Below are 15,972 nucleotides of genomic sequence, written 5' to 3' on the forward strand. Positions count from 1 at the left end.
CTTACAGCACCTCCGGCGCGAGCGAGATGATCTTCATGAACTTCTTCTCGCGCAGCTCACGGCCGACCGGGCCGAAGATGCGGGTGCCGCGAGGGTCGCCGTCGTTCTTCAGAATGACAGCGGCGTTCTCGTCGAAGCGGATGTACGAGCCGTCCGGACGGCGGCGCTCCTTGACGGTGCGAACGATGACCGCCTTGACGACGTCACCCTTCTTCACGTTGCCACCGGGGATCGCGTCCTTGACGGTGGCGACGATGACGTCACCGATGCCCGCGTAGCGGCGACCGGAGCCACCGAGCACACGGATGCAAAGGATTTCCTTCGCACCAGTGTTGTCGGCGACGCGCAGTCGCGACTCCTGCTGGATCACGTCTATCTCCTGTTTGTCTGCCGGTTCCCGGCAGGGGCCTCAGTACGAGCGCCCCTGCCGAGCCTGGCGGAACTGACCTGCGAGGTTAGCCCCGCAGGAAATTACTTGGCCTTCTCGAGGATCTCGACGACGCGCCAGCGCTTCGTCGCGGACAGCGGCCGGGTCTCCATGAGGAGGACGCGGTCGCCGACACCCGCAGCGTTCTGCTCGTCGTGTGCCTTGAGCTTGTTCGTACGGCGGATGACCTTGCCGTACAGCGCGTGCTTCACGCGGTCCTCGACGGCGACGACGACGGTCTTGTCCATCTTGTCGCTGACGACGAGACCCTCACGGGTCTTGCGGAAACCGCGCGCCTCTGCGTTCTCAGTCACGTTCTTCTCGCTCATCAGGCGTTCTCCACCGTTTCGATGCCCAGCTCACGCTCGCGCATCAGGGTGTAGATCCGCGCGATGTCCTTGCGGACCGCCTTCAGACGGCCGTGGTTCTCGAGCTGGCCCGTCGCCGCCTGGAAGCGGAGGTTGAACAGCTCTTCCTTGGCCTCGCGGAGCTTGCCCAGAAGCTCCTCGTTGCCCAGCTCGCGCAGCTCGGACGCCTTGGTACCGACCGACATCACGCTTCACCTGCCTCGCGCTTGACGATCCGGCACTTCATCGGCAGCTTGTGGGCCGCACGAGTGAGAGCCTCACGCGCAATCTTCTCGTTCGGGTAGGACAGCTCGAACATCACCCGGCCCGGGTGAACGTTCGCGATCCACCACTCCGGCGAACCCTTACCGGAACCCATGCGGGTCTCGGCAGGCTTCTTGGTCAGCGGACGGTCCGGGTAGATGTTGATCCAGACCTTGCCGCCACGCTTGATGTGGCGGGTCATCGCGATACGAGCCGCCTCGATCTGGCGGTTGGTCACGTACGCCGGCGTGAGGGCCTGGATGCCGTACTCGCCGAACGCAACCGTCGTACCGCCCTTGGCCATACCACGGCGCTTCGGGTGGTGCTGCTTGCGGTGCTTGACCCTACGGGGGATCAGCATGTCGGTCAGGCCTCCGTTCCGGTGCTCTCAGCCGGAGCGGCGGGGGCCTCGGCCTTGGGGGCCTCGGCGCCGGCAGCCTGCTGCGGCTTGCGACCGCGCCGCTCGCCACCGCGGCCACCACGGGCCGGGCGGTCGGCACCACCACGGGCCGGGCGGTTACCCGCACGGGCCGCAGCGTTCTCGGCGCGGACCTCGGCGATGTTCTTGACGTCGCCCTTGTAGATCCAGACCTTCACACCGATGCGGCCGAAGGTCGTCTTGGCCTCGAAGAAGCCGTAGTCCACGTTCGCGCGGAGCGTGTGCAGGGGCACACGGCCCTCGCGGTAGAACTCCGAGCGGGACATCTCGGCGCCGCCGAGGCGGCCACCGCACTGGATCTTGATGCCCTTGGCGCCGGCCTTCATGGCGGACTGCATGCTCTTACGCATGGCCCGACGGAAGGAGACACGGGAGGAGAGCTGCTCGGCAACGGCCTGAGCAACCAGCTGAGCGTCGGTCTCGGGGTTCTTGACCTCGAGGATGTTCAGCTGGACCTGCTTGCCCGTGAGCTTCTCGAGGTCACCGCGGATGCGGTCGGCCTCGGCGCCACGGCGGCCGATGACGATGCCCGGACGAGCGGTGTGGATGTCCACCCGCACGCGGTCACGGGTGCGCTCGATCTCAACCTTCGAGATACCGGCGCGCTCCATGCCGGACGTCATCATCCGACGGATGGCGACGTCTTCCTTGACGTAGTCCTTGTACAGCTTGTCGGCGTACCACCGGGACTTGAAGTCCGTGGTGACACCGAGCCGGAACCCATGCGGGTTAACCTTCTGGCCCATTACCGGGTTCCTTCCTTGCTGCTGACGACCACGGTGATGTGGCTGGTCCGCTTGCGGATCCGGTAGGCACGGCCCTGGGCACGCGGACGGAACCGCTTCAGGGTCGGGCCCTCGTCGACGTAGGCCTCGGAGATGTAGAGGCTGTCGGCGTCGGTGTGGTCGTAGTTGTGCGCGGCGTTGGCGATGGCGCTGTCGAGCACCTTGCCGACCGGCACGGAGGCGGCCTGCGGAGCGAATCGCAGGACGGCCTGGGCCTCCGTGGCGTCCATGCCACGGATGAGGTCCACCACGCGGCGGGCCTTCATGGGCGTGACGCGGATGTACCGCGCCTGGGCCCTGGCTTCCATGGTTGTCCCTTCAGTTACTTACGTGTCTGAATGCGATCCGCTACTAGCGGCGCTTCGACTTCCGGTCTTCCTTGACGTGACCCCGGAAGGTGCGCGTCGGCGAGAACTCGCCGAGCTTGTGGCCGACCATCGACTCGGTGACGAACACCGGGATGTGGGTCTTGCCGTTGTGCACCGCGAGCGTGTGGCCCAGCATGGCCGGGACGATCATCGAGCGGCGGGACCAGGTCTTGATGACGTTCTTGGTGCCGGCTTCGTTCTGGGCGTCCACCTTCTTGATCAGGTGGTCGTCGACGAAGGGCCCCTTCTTCAGGCTACGAGGCATCTCAACCCGTCCTTAGCGCTTCTTGTTCGTCTTGCGGCGGCGGACGATGTACTTGTTCGACGCCTTCTTGGGCGAACGAGTACGGCCTTCCTTCTTGCCCCACGGGGACACAGGGTGGCGACCACCGGAGGTCCGGCCCTCACCACCACCGTGCGGGTGGTCAACCGGGTTCATGACGACACCACGGACGGTCGGGCGAACGCCCAGCCACCGCTTACGGCCGGCCTTACCCCAGTTGATGTTGCTCTGCTCGGCGTTGCCGACCTCACCGATGGTGGCGCGGCAGCGGACGTCGACCAGGCGGACCTCGCCGGACGGCATGCGCAGGTGGGCGTAGGCGCCCTCCTTCGCGAGCAGCTGCACGGAGGCACCGGCGGAGCGGGCGAACTTGGCACCGCCACCGGGACGGAGCTCGATCGCGTGGATCGTGGTACCGACCGGGATGTTGCGGAGGGCCAGGTTGTTGCCCGGCTTGATGTCGGCCCCGGGACCGTTCTCGATGCGGTCACCCTGCTGCAGGTTGCGCGGGGCGAGGATGTAGCGCTTCTCGCCGTCGGCGTAGTGCAGCAGCGCGATGCGCGCGGTGCGGTTGGGGTCGTACTCGATGTGCGCGACCTTCGCCGGCACGCCGTCCTTGTCGTGACGACGGAAGTCGATCACACGGTAGGCGCGCTTGTGTCCGCCACCCTGGTGGCGAACGGTCACACGACCGGCGTTGTTACGGCCGCCCTTGCTGTGCAGGGGGCGGACCAGCGACTTCTCCGGCGTGGACCGCGTGACCTCGACGAAGTCGGCGACGCTGGCGCCACGACGGCCCGGCGTAGTCGGCTTGTACTTGCGGATTCCCATTTCTCAGTCCTCGTCCGATATCGGACGATCCGGACCGCCCTTAGGCGGTCGGACCGCCGAAGATGTCGATACGGTCGCCCTCGGCGAGGGTCACGATCGCGCGCTTGCTGCCGGCACGCTGACCGAAGCCGGTCTTCGTGCGCTTGCGCTTGCCCTGGCGGTTGATCGTGTTGACCCCGGTGACCTTGACCGAGAAGACCGCCTGGACGGCCTGCTTGATCTGGGTCTTGTTGGCGTTCGGGTCGACGATGAACGTGTACTTGTTCTCGTCGAGGAGCGCGTAGCTCTTCTCGGAGACGACCGGCTTCAGCAGGACGTCACGGGGGTCCGTGTACGACTTGCTCAGCGGGGTCTCGACGGTGTTCTTGCCCTCGGTGGCGTGGCGCTTCGCCTTGGCGAGGCGCGCGGCCTTGGCGGCCTTGGCGGCCTTCGAGGCAATGCTCGGGTGACGCGTAGCCATCAGGCCTCGCTCCCTTCGGTGTCAGCGGCCTTGGGGCCAGACACGAAGGACTCGAAAGCGGCCTGGGTGAAGACCACGTCGTCCGAGACGAGAACGTCGTACGTGTTCAGCTGGCCCGGCTCCAGGATGTGGACCTGGGGCAGGTTGCGGGCGGACAGCCACGCGGCCTCGTCGGCACGCTCGACGACCAGGAGCAGGTTCTTGCGCTCGCTGATCTTGCCGAACAGGCTCTTCGCGGCCTTGGTGGACGGGTTCGCCCCCTCGACCACGCCGGAGACGACGTGGATGCGGTTGTGACGCGCCCGGTCGGTGAGGGCACCGCGCAGGGCGGCGGCCTTCATCTTCTTGGGGGTGCGCTGCGAGTAGTCACGCGGCACGGGACCGTGCACGACGCCACCACCGGCGAACTGCGGCGCGCGGGTCGAACCCTGACGCGCACGACCGGTGCCCTTCTGGCGGTAAGGCTTCTTGCCACCACCACGGACCTCGCCACGGGTCTTCGTCTTGTGCGTGCCCTGACGGGCAGCGGCCAGCTGCGCGACGACGACCTGGTGGATCAGCGGAACGCTGACCTTGGCGTCGAAGATCTCCGCGGGGAGCTCGACGGAACCGGCCTTGTCGCCCGCCGGCGAAAGGATGTCAACAGTGCTCATCGGTTACCTCAGGCCCCCTTGGCCGCGGTGCGGACCAGGACGAGGCCGCCGTTCGGACCGGGAACCGCGCCCTTGATGAGCAGCAGACCCTTCTCCGCGTCAACGGCGTGGACGGTCAGGTTCTGGGTGGTGACCCGCTCGTTGCCCATGCGACCCGCCATGCGGAGGCCCTTGAACACGCGGCCCGGGGTGGCGCAGCCACCGATGGAACCGGGGGAGCGGTGCTTGCGCTGGGTGCCGTGTCCGGCGCCGAGGCCCTTGAAGTTGTGACGCTTCATGACACCGGCGAAGCCCTTGCCCTTGCTCTTGCCGGTCACGTCGACCTTGATGCCGGCCTCGAACACCTCGGCGGTGATCTCCTGGCCGAGGGTGTACTCGCTGGCGTCAGCGGTACGGATCTCGACGAGGTGGCGGCGGGGAGTGACGTCGGCCTTGGCGAAGTGGCCCTTGAGGGGCTTGTTCACCTTGCGCGGGTCGATCTCGCCGAAGGCGATCTGGACGGACTCGTAGCCGTCGACATCGTTCGTACGGACCTGGGTGACGACGTTGGGGCCGGCCTTGACGACGGTGACCGGAACAACGCGGTTGTTCTCGTCCCACACCTGCGTCATGCCGAGCTTCTCGCCCAGGATGCCCTTGATCTGCTTAGCCATTCTCAGCTCACCGACCCTCAGAGCTTGATCTCGATGTCGACGCCGGCCGGGAGGTCGAGTCGCATCAGAGAGTCAACGGTCTTGGGGGTGGGGTCGAGAATGTCGATCAGGCGCTTGTGCGTGCGCATCTCGAAGTGCTCGCGCGAGTCCTTGTACTTGTGCGGCGACTTGATGACGCAGTACACGTTCTTCTCAGTGGGCAGCGGCACCGGGCCCGCGACCGACGCACCAGTGCGGGTCACCGTCTCGACGATCTTCTTCGCCGAGGAGTCGATGACCTCGTGGTCGTAGGCCTTGAGCCGGATGCGGATCTTCTGTCCCGCCATGGCTACTCAGTAGTCCTGTCTCTTCAACGCTCTGGAACCCGGTGTTCCTCGCCCCGTTCTCCGACCCACGCGGTCGGGCGTGTCGCGCTCCCGCTGACACAGATGCCCCTTGTTCGAACATCCCTGCGGGGAATGCACACGGCCCTTCCGGAACCGCAAGCCGGGGACGGAAGGCCCACCGGGTGCCTGGCCGGTGCCGCACCACACTTCCCGGAAGATTCCCGTACGTCCGCCCCAGTGCTGCCGTGGTGGCAGTTAGGACGACGAGTACTGTGGGACTCGCTTCCGGTCCTCCCGGCGGGAGGCGCGCAGCATCAACACTCGACCGAGCAACTCCGACAGTCTGCCATATCGGGCGGGGGGCTGGCCAATCGGGGCGGAGAGGATACCCCCGGGGTGACTTAGAGCAAACCCCGGACCGGATTCGTGTCGACGACCATGCAGAGCGACGACCTCGCTGGTGGGCGCCCTACGGATCGACGTTCCACTCGGCGGGCAGTTCGCCGCCGCAGAAGACGCACACGAAGTCGTCCTCACGCACGATGTTGTGCTCCTGGCAGCAAGGGCAGCGCCGGAAGACCACTTCGTGGGTGAAGCCGTCCGGGCGCCGGAGGCCGAGCTGGTCGAGGGCACGGGCGACGGCAGGCCAAGAGCCGCCGTCGGGGCAGTAGCCGGTCGACTGATTGCTCACGTCGCTGACGGCCCAGCGCCCGCCGCCCGGCCTGGTGAACCCGATCTCTCCGGCGCTCAGCACCGCCTCTCCCCTGGCGCAGGCCACATGCTCACTGCGACGCGGGGCCAGGCGCAGCAGGCCGTCCACGCCGATCACGAAGGTGAAGGGCTCGGCCGCCTCGACCGCAGGACGCCGCACGATCCAGGCGTCGAGGTCGGCCACGGAGCGGATGGTCTGCCCGCCGGTCCCCGGCCGTACGGCGGCTGCCACGTCGGCCGGGCCGACGTATCGGTAGCTGCGGCTCATGATGGCACGGTATCCGCCTCTTCGAGGAGCCGGCGCAGCCGACGTGCTCGCTGCGACGACCTCGACGACCTCGGAAGCGCGCGATGCCCCCCCCCCCCACGCACCGCGTCCCCCACGCCGTACCTGCGCTTCGGCGCGCCCCACGCTTCCTCACCCGGGCACTCGGCACCCGGGACCCGGGACCTGGCCCGGTGCCGTAACTGTGGCCCAGAACCGTGGAACACCGCCCCGTGGTGGGCAGTGTCGATCCCGGTCAGGAAGTTGCTCAGCGGCTCGCGGGCGGCGTTCCGCGCGGCGTTCGTCACCGGCCGCACCACCGCCCGCGGACAACGCGAAGGGGCCCGCACGACCGAAGTCGTGCGGGCCCCTCCGACAGCTACCAGGTCGAAGACCCGGGCCGGATCAGCTCAAGATCACTTGGTGATCTTGGTGACCTGGCCGGCGCCCACGGTCCGGCCACCCTCACGGATGGCGAACTTCAGGCCCTCTTCCATGGCGATGGGCTGGATGAGCTGCACCGACATCTCGGTGTTGTCACCCGGCATGACCATCTCGGTGCCCTCGGGGAGGGTCACGACGCCGGTCACGTCCGTCGTACGGAAGTAGAACTGCGGACGGTAGTTGTTGAAGAACGGCGTGTGGCGGCCACCCTCGTCCTTGGAGAGGATGTAGGCCTGCGCCTCGAACTCGGTGTGCGGGGTGACCGAGCCCGGCTTGATGATGACCTGGCCGCGCTCGACGTCCTCGCGCTTGATGCCACGGAGCAGCAGACCGACGTTCTCACCGGCCTGGCCCTCGTCGAGCAGCTTGCGGAACATCTCGATGCCGGTGACCGTGGTGGTGGTCTTCTCGGTCTTGATGCCGATGATGTCGACGGTCTCGTTGACCTTGAGGACACCACGCTCGATACGACCGGTGACGACGGTGCCACGACCGGTGATCGTGAAGACGTCCTCGATCGGCATCAGGAACGGCTTGTCGACGTCACGCTCGGGCTCCGGGATGGACTCGTCGACGGCCTTCATCAGGTCGAGGACGGTCTGGACGTACTCCGGGTCGCCCTCGAGGGCCTTGAGCGCGGAGACCTTGACGACCGGCAGGTCGTCGCCCGGGAACTCGTACTCGGAGAGGAGCTCACGGACCTCGAGCTCGACGAGCTCCAGGATCTCCTCGTCGTCCACCATGTCGGCCTTGTTCAGGGCGACGACGATGTACGGAACGCCGACCTGGCGGGCCAGGAGCACGTGCTCCTTGGTCTGCGGCATCGGGCCGTCGGTGGCGGCGACCACCAGGATCGCGCCGTCCATCTGGGCGGCACCGGTGATCATGTTCTTGATGTAGTCCGCGTGACCCGGGCAGTCGACGTGGGCGTAGTGACGCGCCTCGGTCTGGTACTCGACGTGCGCGATGGAGATGGTGATACCGCGCTGACGCTCCTCAGGAGCCTTGTCGATGTTGTCGAACGGGGTGGCCTCGTTCAGGTCCGGGTACGCGTCGTGCAGCACCTTGGTAATGGCGGCCGTGAGGGTCGTCTTACCGTGGTCAATGTGACCGATGGTGCCGATGTTGACGTGCGGCTTAGTCCGCTCGAACTTCGCCTTCGCCACTGGGGTCCTCCTGTGGAGTGGTTCTGTACGCCTTACTTCATCGGCGCCAGGTGATCTTTGCTGGAAAGCCCGGAACCCGGGGCAAACATCCAGGATTGTGGGTGTTTGCCCCTTGAGGCTCCGGAGTCAAGCCTAAAGCGTGTGAACGCGGTGCGTTACTCGCCCTTGGCCTTCGCGATGATCTCCTCGGCGACGTTCCGCGGAACCTCGGCGTAGGAGTCGAACTGCATCGAGTAGCTTGCGCGACCCGACGTCTTGCTGCGGAGGTCGCCGACGTAGCCGAACATCTCCGACAGGGGCACGAGGCCCTTGACGACGCGGGCACCAGCCCGCTCCTCCATGGCCTGGATCTGGCCACGGCGGGAGTTGATGTCGCCGATGACCTCACCCATGTAGTCCTCGGGCGTGGTGACCTCGACGGCCATCATCGGCTCGAGGAGCACGGGCGAAGCCTTGCGCGCGGCCTCCTTGAAGGCCTGCGAACCGGCGATCTTGAAGGCGAGCTCGGAGGAGTCGACCTCGTGGTAGGCACCGTCGTGCAGGATCACGCGGACACCGGTCATCTCGTAACCGGCGAGGATGCCGAACTGCATGGCCTCCTGCGCACCGGCGTCGACCGAAGGGATGTACTCCTTCGGGATACGGCCACCGGTCACCTTGTTCACGAACTCGTACGAGGTGTCGCCACCCTCGAGCGGCTCGATGCCGATCTGCACCTTCGCGAACTGACCGGTACCACCGGTCTGCTTCTTGTGGGTGTAGTCGACGCGCTCGACGGCCTTGCGGATCGTCTCGCGGTACGCGACCTGCGGCTTGCCGACGTTGGCCTCGACCTTGAACTCACGGCGCATACGGTCGACCAGCACCTCGAGGTGCAGCTCGCCCATACCACCGATGATGGTCTGGCCGGTCTCCTCGTCCGAGTGGACCTGGAAGGACGGGTCCTCCTCGGCCAGGCGCTGGATCGCGACGCCCAGCTTCTCCTGGTCGCCCTTCGACTTGGGCTCGATGGCGACCTGGATGACCGGCGCCGGGAAGTCCATGGACTCCAGGATGACCGGGTTCTTGTCGTCGGCCAGCGTCTCACCAGTGGTGGTCTGCTTCAGGCCCATGACGGCGACGATGTCGCCGGCGCCCACCGACTCGATCTCCTCACGCTTGTTGGCGTGCATGCGGTAGATCTTGCCGATGCGCTCCTTCTTGCCCTTGACGGAGTTCAGCACCGAAGAGCCGGACTCCAGGCGGCCCGAGTAAACCCGGACGAAGGTGAGCTTGCCGAGGTGCGGGTCGCTCATGATCTTGAACGCCAGCGCCGACAGCGGCTCGTCGTCGGACGGCTTGCGCTTGACGACGACCTCGGGGTCCTTGACGTCGTGGCCCTCGATGGCCTCGATGTCGACCGGGGACGGCAGGTAGCGCACGACCGCGTCGAGCAGGGGCTGGACACCCTTGTTCTTGAACGCGGTACCGCAGAACACCGGGGTCACGGTGGTGCCGGTGCCCTTGCCGGACGCGATGGTGATACGACGGACCGCGGCGTACAGCTGCTCCTCGGTGGGCTCGGTGCCCTCCAGGTACAGCTCCATGATCTCTTCGTCGTTCTCGGCCACGGCCTCGAGCAGCTTGCCGCGGTACTCCTCGGCAGCCTCGGTGTGCGTGTCCGGGATGTCGACGACGTCGTACATCTCGCCCTTGGTGGCCTCGGCGGACCACACGAGCGCCTTCATGCGGACCAGGTCCACGACGCCCTTGAAGTCGGCCTCGGCACCGATCGGGAGCTGCATGACGATCGGCTGCGCGCCCAGGCGGTCCGAGATCATGTCCACGCAGCGGTGGAACTCGGCGCCCGTGCGGTCGAGCTTGTTGACGAAGCAGATGCGCGGCACGCCGTAGCGGTCCGCCTGACGCCACACCGTCTCGGACTGGGGCTCAACGCCGGCGACGCCGTCGAACACCGTCACGGCACCGTCGAGCACACGCAGGGAACGCTCCACCTCGACGGTGAAGTCGACGTGGCCCGGCGTGTCGATGATGTTGATGGTGTGGTCGACGTCTTCCAGCGGCCAGTGACAGGTGGTGGCAGCAGAGGTGATCGTGATGCCACGCTCCTGCTCCTGCTCCATCCAGTCCATGGTGGCAGCGCCGTCGTGGACCTCACCGATCTTGTAAGACACACCGGTGTAGAACAGGATCCGCTCGGTGGTGGTCGTCTTGCCCGCGTCGATGTGGGCCATGATCCCGATGTTGCGGACCTTGGCCAGGTCAAGTGAAGTGGTAGCCATAAGGCTTCAGTCTTCTCTCGGTCTCGATGTGGGTAGCGACTACCAGCGGTAGTGCGCGAAGGCCTTGTTGGACTCGGCCATCTTGTGCGTGTCCTCGCGCTTCTTGACGGCCGCACCGAGGCCGTTCGAAGCGTCGAGAAGCTCGTTGAGCAGGCGCTCGGTCATGGTCTTCTCGCGACGGGCGCGGGAGTAACCGACGAGCCAGCGCAGCGCGAGGGTGTTGGCGCGACCGGGCTTGACCTCGATCGGAACCTGGTACGTCGCACCACCGACACGGCGGGACTTGACCTCGAGGGTCGGCTTGATGTTCTCCAGCGCGCGCTTCAGCGTGATGATCGGGTCGTTGCCCGTCTTCTCACGCAGACCCTCCATGGCGCCGTAGACGATGCGCTCGGCGGTGGAGCGCTTGCCGTTCAGCAGCACCTTGTTGATCAGGGAGGTCACCAGAGGAGAACCGTAGACCGGGTCGATGATGACCGGGCGCTTCGGGGCGGGGCCCTTACGAGGCATTCTTACTTCTCCTTCTTGGCGCCGTAGCGGCTGCGGGCCTGCTTGCGGTTCTTGACACCCTGGGTGTCGAGCGAACCGCGGATGATCTTGTAGCGAACACCCGGCAGGTCCTTCACACGGCCGCCGCGCACGAGCACGATGGAGTGCTCCTGCAGGTTGTGTCCCTCACCCGGAATGTAGGCCGTGACCTCGATCCCGCTGGTCAGACGCACACGCGCGACCTTACGCAGGGCCGAGTTCGGCTTCTTCGGGGTGGTCGTGAACACACGCGTGCAGACACCACGACGCTGAGGGGAACCCTCGAGTGCGGGCGTCTTGTTCTTCTCGACCTTGTCCTGCCGGCCCTTGCGGACCAGCTGCTGGATCGTAGGCACTACTTCTCCGATTCTGTGTGCCGATAGGTACAGCTAACCTGGAACGTCTCCGACCCACGCGGTCGGGTGTGTCGAATCCGGAGGACCTTTGCCGCGAGGCGGAAAGGGCGCAGATTACGGTGGCCGGTGACGGCTCGCGGCGCGGTTTGAAGGCACGCACCAGAGCCAGGGCACACCCCAGGCACAAGGTCTGAGCGTACCTACCGCACAGACTCCGGTCAAAACAAAAGCGACGAGGCCGGGGCAGGGTGGCCTGCGGCAGGTCCGAACTGGGATTTCGCCAGGCGCGCCTCTCTATCACAGAAGCTGTCGACACGCGAATCGTAGGGGTTGATCAAGCCTCCGGTCCCCTCATCCTCCGGTCTCCCCGCAGCCGCCGTCGTGAGCCGCCCGACGTGGTCGAGTCGACGGTGTTCCGCACGACGGCGGCGGCGCCTCGGAACAGTACGCCCGCTACGCGAGCCCCGGGTCGGGGTTCCCCCGGAACGAGGGTCCACACGGCGCCTGGGGGTCATCGGCCGCCCGGCGGGCCCGGCGGGCGGTGCCGCGAGCCGCCCGTTCGGCCGCGAAGACATCCTCCAGGCGGAAGAGCTGCGCCCGGCCCGCCTTTCCGGCGGCTTTGAGGTGGCCCAGCTGCACCCACTTGCGGATGGTGGCCGGCGCGACACCGGCCTCGTGGGCGGCGAGGGGGCCGGGGATCAGGGTGGGCAGGTCCGGGCCCCCGTTCGCCCGGTCTCCACGGGCGGGGCGTCCACTCATCGGCTCCCCGCTCGGCCGGCCGCCACTCGTCGGGCATTCGCTCATCGCGCCTCCTCCCGCCGGGTGGCCGTACGCTCCCACTCGTTCTCGTCCCAGGTGTGCCGGTAGGCCGGGTCGTCGTGGCAGCCGCACAGGGCGTCCGTGCAGCGGCAGGCGGGGTTGACGCAGAGCACCGCACCGCGGTCGGGGAAGGCGCGCAGGGAGACCGAGTCGCACCAGGGGCAGCGGCCGGACACCCGTACGACGGTCTCGGTGTCACCGAGCGCGCGGGCGCAGCGGCGGGCCATGCGGCGCGTCTCGTCCCGGACGTGGGCGGCCAGAACCGGGTCGGCGGCCACGGCGTCGAGCAGGGCGGCGATCCGGCGCAGCCGCTCGGGCACCGGGGCGCGGCGGGCGCGCGGCAGACCGAGCCGGTCGCGGACGGCTTCCTCCAGTTCGATCACTCCGTCGCTGATGTCGCGGATGGTGTCGGAGATGTGCAGGCGCAGCGGTGCCGCGCTGTGCCCGGGGGCGACCAGGCCGTGCCGCTGCTGGAGGAGCAGGGCCTCCTCGCGCTCCTCGCGCAACCGCCGGGCGAGGTCTGCGGGCGGTGGGGGCGGGGTGGGGCGGTGTGCCGGTGCGGTGCGGCCGGGCACGAGCTCGGTGGCCAGCTCCGGGAACTGCTGGAGGAGCATGCCGATCCAGAGGGCGGCGTCGGCGGTGGAGTGGTCGTGGCGGGTCGGGCGTTCGTCAGGCAACGCGGCCTCCGTCGCGGGCGGTGCGGTTCTCGCCGGCAGCCGGGGCCAGGCGATGTTCACCGGTCCCTGGTACGAGGTTCGCCGGGAGGGTGACCGGGCGGCCGGAGCGCCAGAGGCGGCCGCCACAGACGCCGTCGAACCAGCTATCCGCCGGGGCGACCGCCTCCTCGCAGTGGCGGCGGACCGCACAGCCGCCGCAGGCCCGCAGCGCGGGGGCGGCCTCCTTGACCTTCTTGGAGAAGACGACCCGGGGCGGCAGCCCGGCGCAGGCCGCGGCGGACTGCCAGCCCGGGGGTTCGATCGGGGCGAAGCGGCGGGCGGCCTCGGGGGCGTGCGGGGGTTGCGGTGAGCACGAGCCGGAGACGGACATGGGGCCTCCTGATGGGACGGGTGGGGCACAAGCGCCGCCCAGGCTTACAGATTGCGTGCGCGCTCGCAACAGACTTTCGCCCCGCGGGACTGCCACGGCACCGGCCTCGCCCGTTTTCCGTGCTGCTCCACCCGTTTTTCACAGTGCTTGCACGAAAGCACGTAATACCGCGCGCGCAAGCAAGCTAAACTCGGGGCCTCCCAAGGGAAGCGAGCACAACATGACCAGCCAGGACCTGGACGCGTTCGCCGCGTGGGTCGAAGACCTGATGCGCGACCGCGGATACGACATCGACAGCCCGCGAGGGGGCGGGAAGTCACGGATCGCGGACGAGGCCGGGGTGCATCGCGCCGCCGTCACCCGCCTGCTGCAGCGGCAGAGCATGCCGGACCTCGAGACCACGCGCCGGCTGGCCCGGGTTCTGGGCGTCCCGGTGCGCGAGATGCTCATCCGCTCCGGCCGGCTGACCGCCGAGGAACTGGCCGACCCCCACGACCACTTGACCTCCCCCGCATCCGGTGTCGAGTTCGGCCGCCGACCCACGCTGGAGGAGGTCGCCGAGCTGCTGGGCGTGCCCGCCGACCGGCGCGAGATGTTCGTCAGGGTCGTGGAGCAGTTCCTGCCGAACGAGGCGGAGACCGCGCCGCAGGCTCCACAGGAGACGCGGGCACCGGCCGAAGCTGCCGCCGGCGCAGCGCACGTCAGCCTCTGATCCCCCACCCCGATCTCCCGCGACCGACGCCCCCGCGGCCGCGCCGACTCCAAGAGCACCCGTGAACCCACGGGTGCACCGGCATGTCCGGGCCCTTGACCACATCGCTCGCACAAGCCCCGGCAGCACCTGAAACCCCAGCGCTCACGGCGCCATCGCACCACCTGTTCACACCCCCGAAGAACATCCCCTCGCCAACTCTTCGCCAATTTAGTTGCGTGCGCGCACGCTCCTCTGTCACAGTTGGTGCAGCGGCGGAGCTGTGCCCGCAGGCCGGAAACGGCTCCCCGCCCACGCCGGGCCGAGGCGCCGCGCCTCCCCCACCGCCCCCACGCGGCGCCCGCCCGGCGGTCCACCGCTTCCGGTGCCGGGGTCCCGGGCCCCGTGCCCGCCACCCACACCGCGCCCCGCGCGCCCTGCAGCCACGAGGTGACCCGGCATGACCACACCCACTCCACCGAGCGCGTTCCCCGACGTCGAGGCCCTGGTCGTCGACATCCTGAAGCAGGACCCCGCGCTCGCCACGGCGCTCGTCACCGCCCAGCCGCCGTCCGACTTCAACGGCACGACAGCCGCCGTCCTCGTCAACCGGCGCGGTGGCGCCTGGATCGGCGAACTCCACGTCGACCAGCCGCTCATCGAGCTGGAGGTGTACGGCCCGACCAAGCAGGCCGCGCACGTCCTGGCCAACGCGGCCCGGCGCGCGCTGCTGGCCACGGCCGGCAACCGCTACGGCACCAATCTCATCACCGAGGTGGAGGAACAGGACGGCCCCCGCTGGCTGCCGGACTACCTCTACCACGCGGCAAACCGCTACGTGAGCGTCCACAAGGTGTACCTCGACGTCTACTGACGCGCACCCGGACGGCGACCGACGGCCGCGGCACCCCACAGACCGAAGGCCCCGCCGACCCGGCGGGGCCTTCTCCGTACCCGGAGCGACCGGGTGCGGCAAACACCCTGATCAACCCTCACTCCAAGGAGAAACACCACCATGGCAGGTACCAACTCGTCCGAGATCCGCGTCGCCGGCGTAGGCCGCCTCTACGTGGCCACCGCCGACACCAAGGTCCCGACGACCTTCTCCACCGACACCTCCACCGACTGGGCCAGCTGGAAGAACCTCGGCTTCACCACCGGTGACGGCGTCACCTTCAGCAAGAAGGACAAGCTGGAGCCGATCGACGTGTGGCAGGCCGTCAGCCCGGTGCACTTCGTGTACTCGGACCGCGACCTGACGCTGAAGTTCTCGCTGCTGCAGTTCAACGAGGACACGCTGCCGTTCTTCATGGGTGGCGGAACCGTCGACGCGGTGACCGGTTCCACCGGCGTCTACAAGTACGACATCGCCGGCCGGCCGTTCGCCGACGTGCGTGCCCTCGGCCTGGAGTTCACCGACGTCCGGGCGAGCGACGGCACCGCCGTGACCTACCGCTTCGGCATCCCGCGCGGCCAGGTCACGGCGGCGGACGACATCAAGCTGGCCCGCAAGTCGGCCTCCCAGCTCGGCATCACCTTCACGGCGATGTCCCCGGGCGACACCTCGCCGCTGGCCACCTTCGTCATGAAGGACTCGGCGTACGCCGCCGGCTGATCCAGCCGGTCCACCGGGGCGGGGGGGGGGGGGGGGGGGGGGGGGGGGGCCGCCCCCCCCCCCCCCCCCCCCCCCCCCCCCCCCCGACTCAGCCGGCCTGGCCGAGCACCTTCTCCAGCGCGCCCAGCGCCGAGCGCAGCTCCTCGGCCGTGATCGTCAGCGGGGGTGCCAGCCGGATCGTGGAACCGTGGGTGTCCTTGACCAGGACGCCC

23 protein-coding genes are annotated in these 15,972 nt (G+C 68.1%); 3 read left to right on the forward strand and 20 right to left on the reverse strand.

Going from position 1 to position 15,972, the window contains the following annotated elements; genetic code table 11:
- Position 1 precedes the first annotated feature (1 nt).
- From rplN to ACZ5DS_RS31655, 20 genes are all read right to left on the reverse strand, one after another.
- A complete protein-coding gene (gene rplN, locus ACZ5DS_RS31560) occupies positions 2-370 on the reverse strand; it encodes a 50S ribosomal protein L14 (protein ID WP_003998823.1) in 369 nt (122 codons plus the stop codon).
- Positions 371-471: 101 nt separating this feature from the next.
- On the reverse strand, positions 472-756 hold the full coding sequence (gene rpsQ / locus ACZ5DS_RS31565) for a 30S ribosomal protein S17 (protein WP_018543912.1): 285 nt from the start codon (positions 754-756) through the stop codon (positions 472-474).
- Positions 756-980 carry a 50S ribosomal protein L29 gene (gene rpmC, locus ACZ5DS_RS31570; RefSeq protein ID WP_055632347.1) on the reverse strand — a complete coding sequence of 75 codons (225 nt, stop codon included), beginning with the start codon at positions 978-980 and terminating at the stop codon, positions 756-758. Before rpmC ends, rpsQ begins: the two co-directional genes overlap by 1 nt.
- Positions 980-1,399 (reverse strand): 50S ribosomal protein L16, encoded by a 420-nt coding sequence (gene rplP / locus ACZ5DS_RS31575; protein ID WP_007443989.1) that lies wholly within the window; start codon positions 1,397-1,399, stop codon positions 980-982. The genes rpmC and rplP overlap by 1 nt, the downstream gene beginning before the upstream one ends.
- Positions 1,400-1,404: 5 nt before the next feature.
- On the reverse strand, positions 1,405-2,223 hold the full coding sequence (rpsC, locus tag ACZ5DS_RS31580; protein ID WP_055706471.1) for a 30S ribosomal protein S3: 819 nt from the start codon (positions 2,221-2,223) through the stop codon (positions 1,405-1,407).
- Positions 2,223-2,570: a 50S ribosomal protein L22 gene (gene rplV, locus ACZ5DS_RS31585; protein WP_019329637.1), complete on the reverse strand. Its 348-nt coding sequence runs from the start codon at positions 2,568-2,570 to the stop codon at positions 2,223-2,225. Before rplV ends, rpsC begins: the two co-directional genes overlap by 1 nt.
- 43 nt (positions 2,571-2,613) lie before the next feature.
- A complete protein-coding gene (gene rpsS / locus ACZ5DS_RS31590) occupies positions 2,614-2,895 on the reverse strand; it encodes a 30S ribosomal protein S19 (protein WP_023547380.1) in 282 nt (93 codons plus the stop codon).
- 12 nt (positions 2,896-2,907) lie between these two features.
- Entirely contained in the window at positions 2,908-3,744 is an 837-nt protein-coding gene (rplB, locus tag ACZ5DS_RS31595) for a 50S ribosomal protein L2 (RefSeq protein ID WP_468245256.1), read from the reverse strand.
- Positions 3,745-3,784: 40 nt separating this feature from the next.
- A complete protein-coding gene (rplW, locus tag ACZ5DS_RS31600) occupies positions 3,785-4,204 on the reverse strand; it encodes a 50S ribosomal protein L23 (RefSeq protein WP_132857209.1) in 420 nt (139 codons plus the stop codon).
- Entirely contained in the window at positions 4,204-4,857 is a 654-nt protein-coding gene (gene rplD, locus ACZ5DS_RS31605) for a 50S ribosomal protein L4 (protein WP_190018759.1), read from the reverse strand. The genes rplW and rplD overlap by 1 nt, the downstream gene beginning before the upstream one ends.
- Positions 4,858-4,865: 8 nt before the next feature.
- Positions 4,866-5,510 carry a 50S ribosomal protein L3 gene (gene rplC, locus ACZ5DS_RS31610; protein WP_020135811.1) on the reverse strand — a complete coding sequence of 215 codons (645 nt, stop codon included), beginning with the start codon at positions 5,508-5,510 and terminating at the stop codon, positions 4,866-4,868.
- Positions 5,511-5,527: 17 nt separating this feature from the next.
- Positions 5,528-5,836, reverse strand: a complete 309-nt coding sequence (gene rpsJ, locus ACZ5DS_RS31615; protein WP_003948644.1) for a 30S ribosomal protein S10 — start codon at positions 5,834-5,836, stop codon at positions 5,528-5,530.
- 469 nt (positions 5,837-6,305) lie between these two features.
- A complete protein-coding gene (locus ACZ5DS_RS31620; protein ID WP_468245258.1) occupies positions 6,306-6,815 on the reverse strand; it encodes a hypothetical protein in 510 nt (169 codons plus the stop codon).
- 413 nt (positions 6,816-7,228) lie between these two features.
- Positions 7,229-8,422, reverse strand: a complete 1,194-nt coding sequence (gene tuf / locus ACZ5DS_RS31625) for an elongation factor Tu (RefSeq protein ID WP_381655470.1) — start codon at positions 8,420-8,422, stop codon at positions 7,229-7,231.
- A 155-nt stretch (positions 8,423-8,577) separates the two neighbouring features.
- The gene (fusA, locus tag ACZ5DS_RS31630) at positions 8,578-10,704 is read right to left on the reverse strand and encodes an elongation factor G (protein WP_468245259.1); all 2,127 of its coding nucleotides are present in this window, start codon (positions 10,702-10,704) and stop codon (positions 8,578-8,580) included.
- Between the two features lie 39 nt (positions 10,705-10,743).
- On the reverse strand, positions 10,744-11,214 hold the full coding sequence (rpsG, locus tag ACZ5DS_RS31635) for a 30S ribosomal protein S7 (protein ID WP_003992340.1): 471 nt from the start codon (positions 11,212-11,214) through the stop codon (positions 10,744-10,746).
- Between the two features lie 2 nt (positions 11,215-11,216).
- Entirely contained in the window at positions 11,217-11,588 is a 372-nt protein-coding gene (gene rpsL / locus ACZ5DS_RS31640; protein WP_003948652.1) for a 30S ribosomal protein S12, read from the reverse strand.
- Positions 11,589-12,041: 453 nt separating this feature from the next.
- Positions 12,042-12,347, reverse strand: coding sequence for a MerR family transcriptional regulator (locus ACZ5DS_RS31645; RefSeq protein WP_468245261.1), 306 nt, complete (start codon positions 12,345-12,347; stop codon positions 12,042-12,044).
- 41 nt (positions 12,348-12,388) lie between these two features.
- Positions 12,389-13,084 carry a hypothetical protein gene (locus ACZ5DS_RS31650; RefSeq protein WP_468245262.1) on the reverse strand — a complete coding sequence of 232 codons (696 nt, stop codon included), beginning with the start codon at positions 13,082-13,084 and terminating at the stop codon, positions 12,389-12,391.
- Positions 13,077-13,454 (reverse strand): WhiB family transcriptional regulator, encoded by a 378-nt coding sequence (locus ACZ5DS_RS31655; RefSeq protein WP_468245263.1) that lies wholly within the window; start codon positions 13,452-13,454, stop codon positions 13,077-13,079. Before ACZ5DS_RS31655 ends, ACZ5DS_RS31650 begins: the two co-directional genes overlap by 8 nt.
- Positions 13,455-13,674: 220 nt before the next feature.
- Here ACZ5DS_RS31655 and ACZ5DS_RS31660 point away from each other — a divergent pair, with 220 nt between their 5' ends.
- From ACZ5DS_RS31660 to ACZ5DS_RS31670, 3 genes are all read left to right on the forward strand, one after another.
- Complete coding sequence (locus tag ACZ5DS_RS31660; RefSeq protein WP_468245266.1) at positions 13,675-14,166, forward strand: helix-turn-helix domain-containing protein; 492 nt, start codon at positions 13,675-13,677, stop codon at positions 14,164-14,166.
- A 439-nt stretch (positions 14,167-14,605) separates the two neighbouring features.
- The gene (locus ACZ5DS_RS31665; protein WP_468245268.1) at positions 14,606-15,019 is read left to right on the forward strand and encodes a hypothetical protein; all 414 of its coding nucleotides are present in this window, start codon (positions 14,606-14,608) and stop codon (positions 15,017-15,019) included.
- A 141-nt stretch (positions 15,020-15,160) separates the two neighbouring features.
- Complete coding sequence (locus ACZ5DS_RS31670) at positions 15,161-15,760, forward strand: phage tail tube protein (protein ID WP_116148576.1); 600 nt, start codon at positions 15,161-15,163, stop codon at positions 15,758-15,760.
- Positions 15,761-15,972 lie beyond the last annotated feature (212 nt).

The organism is Streptomyces sp. NPDC031100 (assembly GCF_055570785.1).

Coding starts and splice junctions, on each gene's coding strand:
- rpsQ (WP_018543912.1), bottom strand. CDS start 756: ATGAGCGAGAAGAACGTGACTGAGAACGCAGAGGCGCGCGGTTTCCGC.
- rpmC (WP_055632347.1), bottom strand. CDS start 980: ATGTCGGTCGGTACCAAGGCGTCCGAGCTGCGCGAGCTGGGCAACGAG.
- rplP (WP_007443989.1), bottom strand. CDS start 1,399: ATGCTGATCCCCCGTAGGGTCAAGCACCGCAAGCAGCACCACCCGAAG.
- rpsC (WP_055706471.1), bottom strand. CDS start 2,223: ATGGGCCAGAAGGTTAACCCGCATGGGTTCCGGCTCGGTGTCACCACG.
- rplV (WP_019329637.1), bottom strand. CDS start 2,570: ATGGAAGCCAGGGCCCAGGCGCGGTACATCCGCGTCACGCCCATGAAG.
- rpsS (WP_023547380.1), bottom strand. CDS start 2,895: ATGCCTCGTAGCCTGAAGAAGGGGCCCTTCGTCGACGACCACCTGATC.
- rplB (WP_468245256.1), bottom strand. CDS start 3,744: ATGGGAATCCGCAAGTACAAGCCGACTACGCCGGGCCGTCGTGGCGCC.
- rplW (WP_132857209.1), bottom strand. CDS start 4,204: ATGGCTACGCGTCACCCGAGCATTGCCTCGAAGGCCGCCAAGGCCGCC.
- rplD (WP_190018759.1), bottom strand. CDS start 4,857: ATGAGCACTGTTGACATCCTTTCGCCGGCGGGCGACAAGGCCGGTTCC.
- rplC (WP_020135811.1), bottom strand. CDS start 5,510: ATGGCTAAGCAGATCAAGGGCATCCTGGGCGAGAAGCTCGGCATGACG.
- rpsJ (WP_003948644.1), bottom strand. CDS start 5,836: ATGGCGGGACAGAAGATCCGCATCCGGCTCAAGGCCTACGACCACGAG.
- ACZ5DS_RS31620 (WP_468245258.1), bottom strand. CDS start 6,815: ATGAGCCGCAGCTACCGATACGTCGGCCCGGCCGACGTGGCAGCCGCC.
- fusA (WP_468245259.1), bottom strand. CDS start 10,704: ATGGCTACCACTTCACTTGACCTGGCCAAGGTCCGCAACATCGGGATC.
- rpsG (WP_003992340.1), bottom strand. CDS start 11,214: ATGCCTCGTAAGGGCCCCGCCCCGAAGCGCCCGGTCATCATCGACCCG.
- ACZ5DS_RS31645 (WP_468245261.1), bottom strand. CDS start 12,347: ATGAGTGGACGCCCCGCCCGTGGAGACCGGGCGAACGGGGGCCCGGAC.
- ACZ5DS_RS31655 (WP_468245263.1), bottom strand. CDS start 13,454: ATGTCCGTCTCCGGCTCGTGCTCACCGCAACCCCCGCACGCCCCCGAG.
- ACZ5DS_RS31660 (WP_468245266.1), top strand. CDS start 13,675: ATGACCAGCCAGGACCTGGACGCGTTCGCCGCGTGGGTCGAAGACCTG.
- ACZ5DS_RS31665 (WP_468245268.1), top strand. CDS start 14,606: ATGACCACACCCACTCCACCGAGCGCGTTCCCCGACGTCGAGGCCCTG.
- ACZ5DS_RS31670 (WP_116148576.1), top strand. CDS start 15,161: ATGGCAGGTACCAACTCGTCCGAGATCCGCGTCGCCGGCGTAGGCCGC.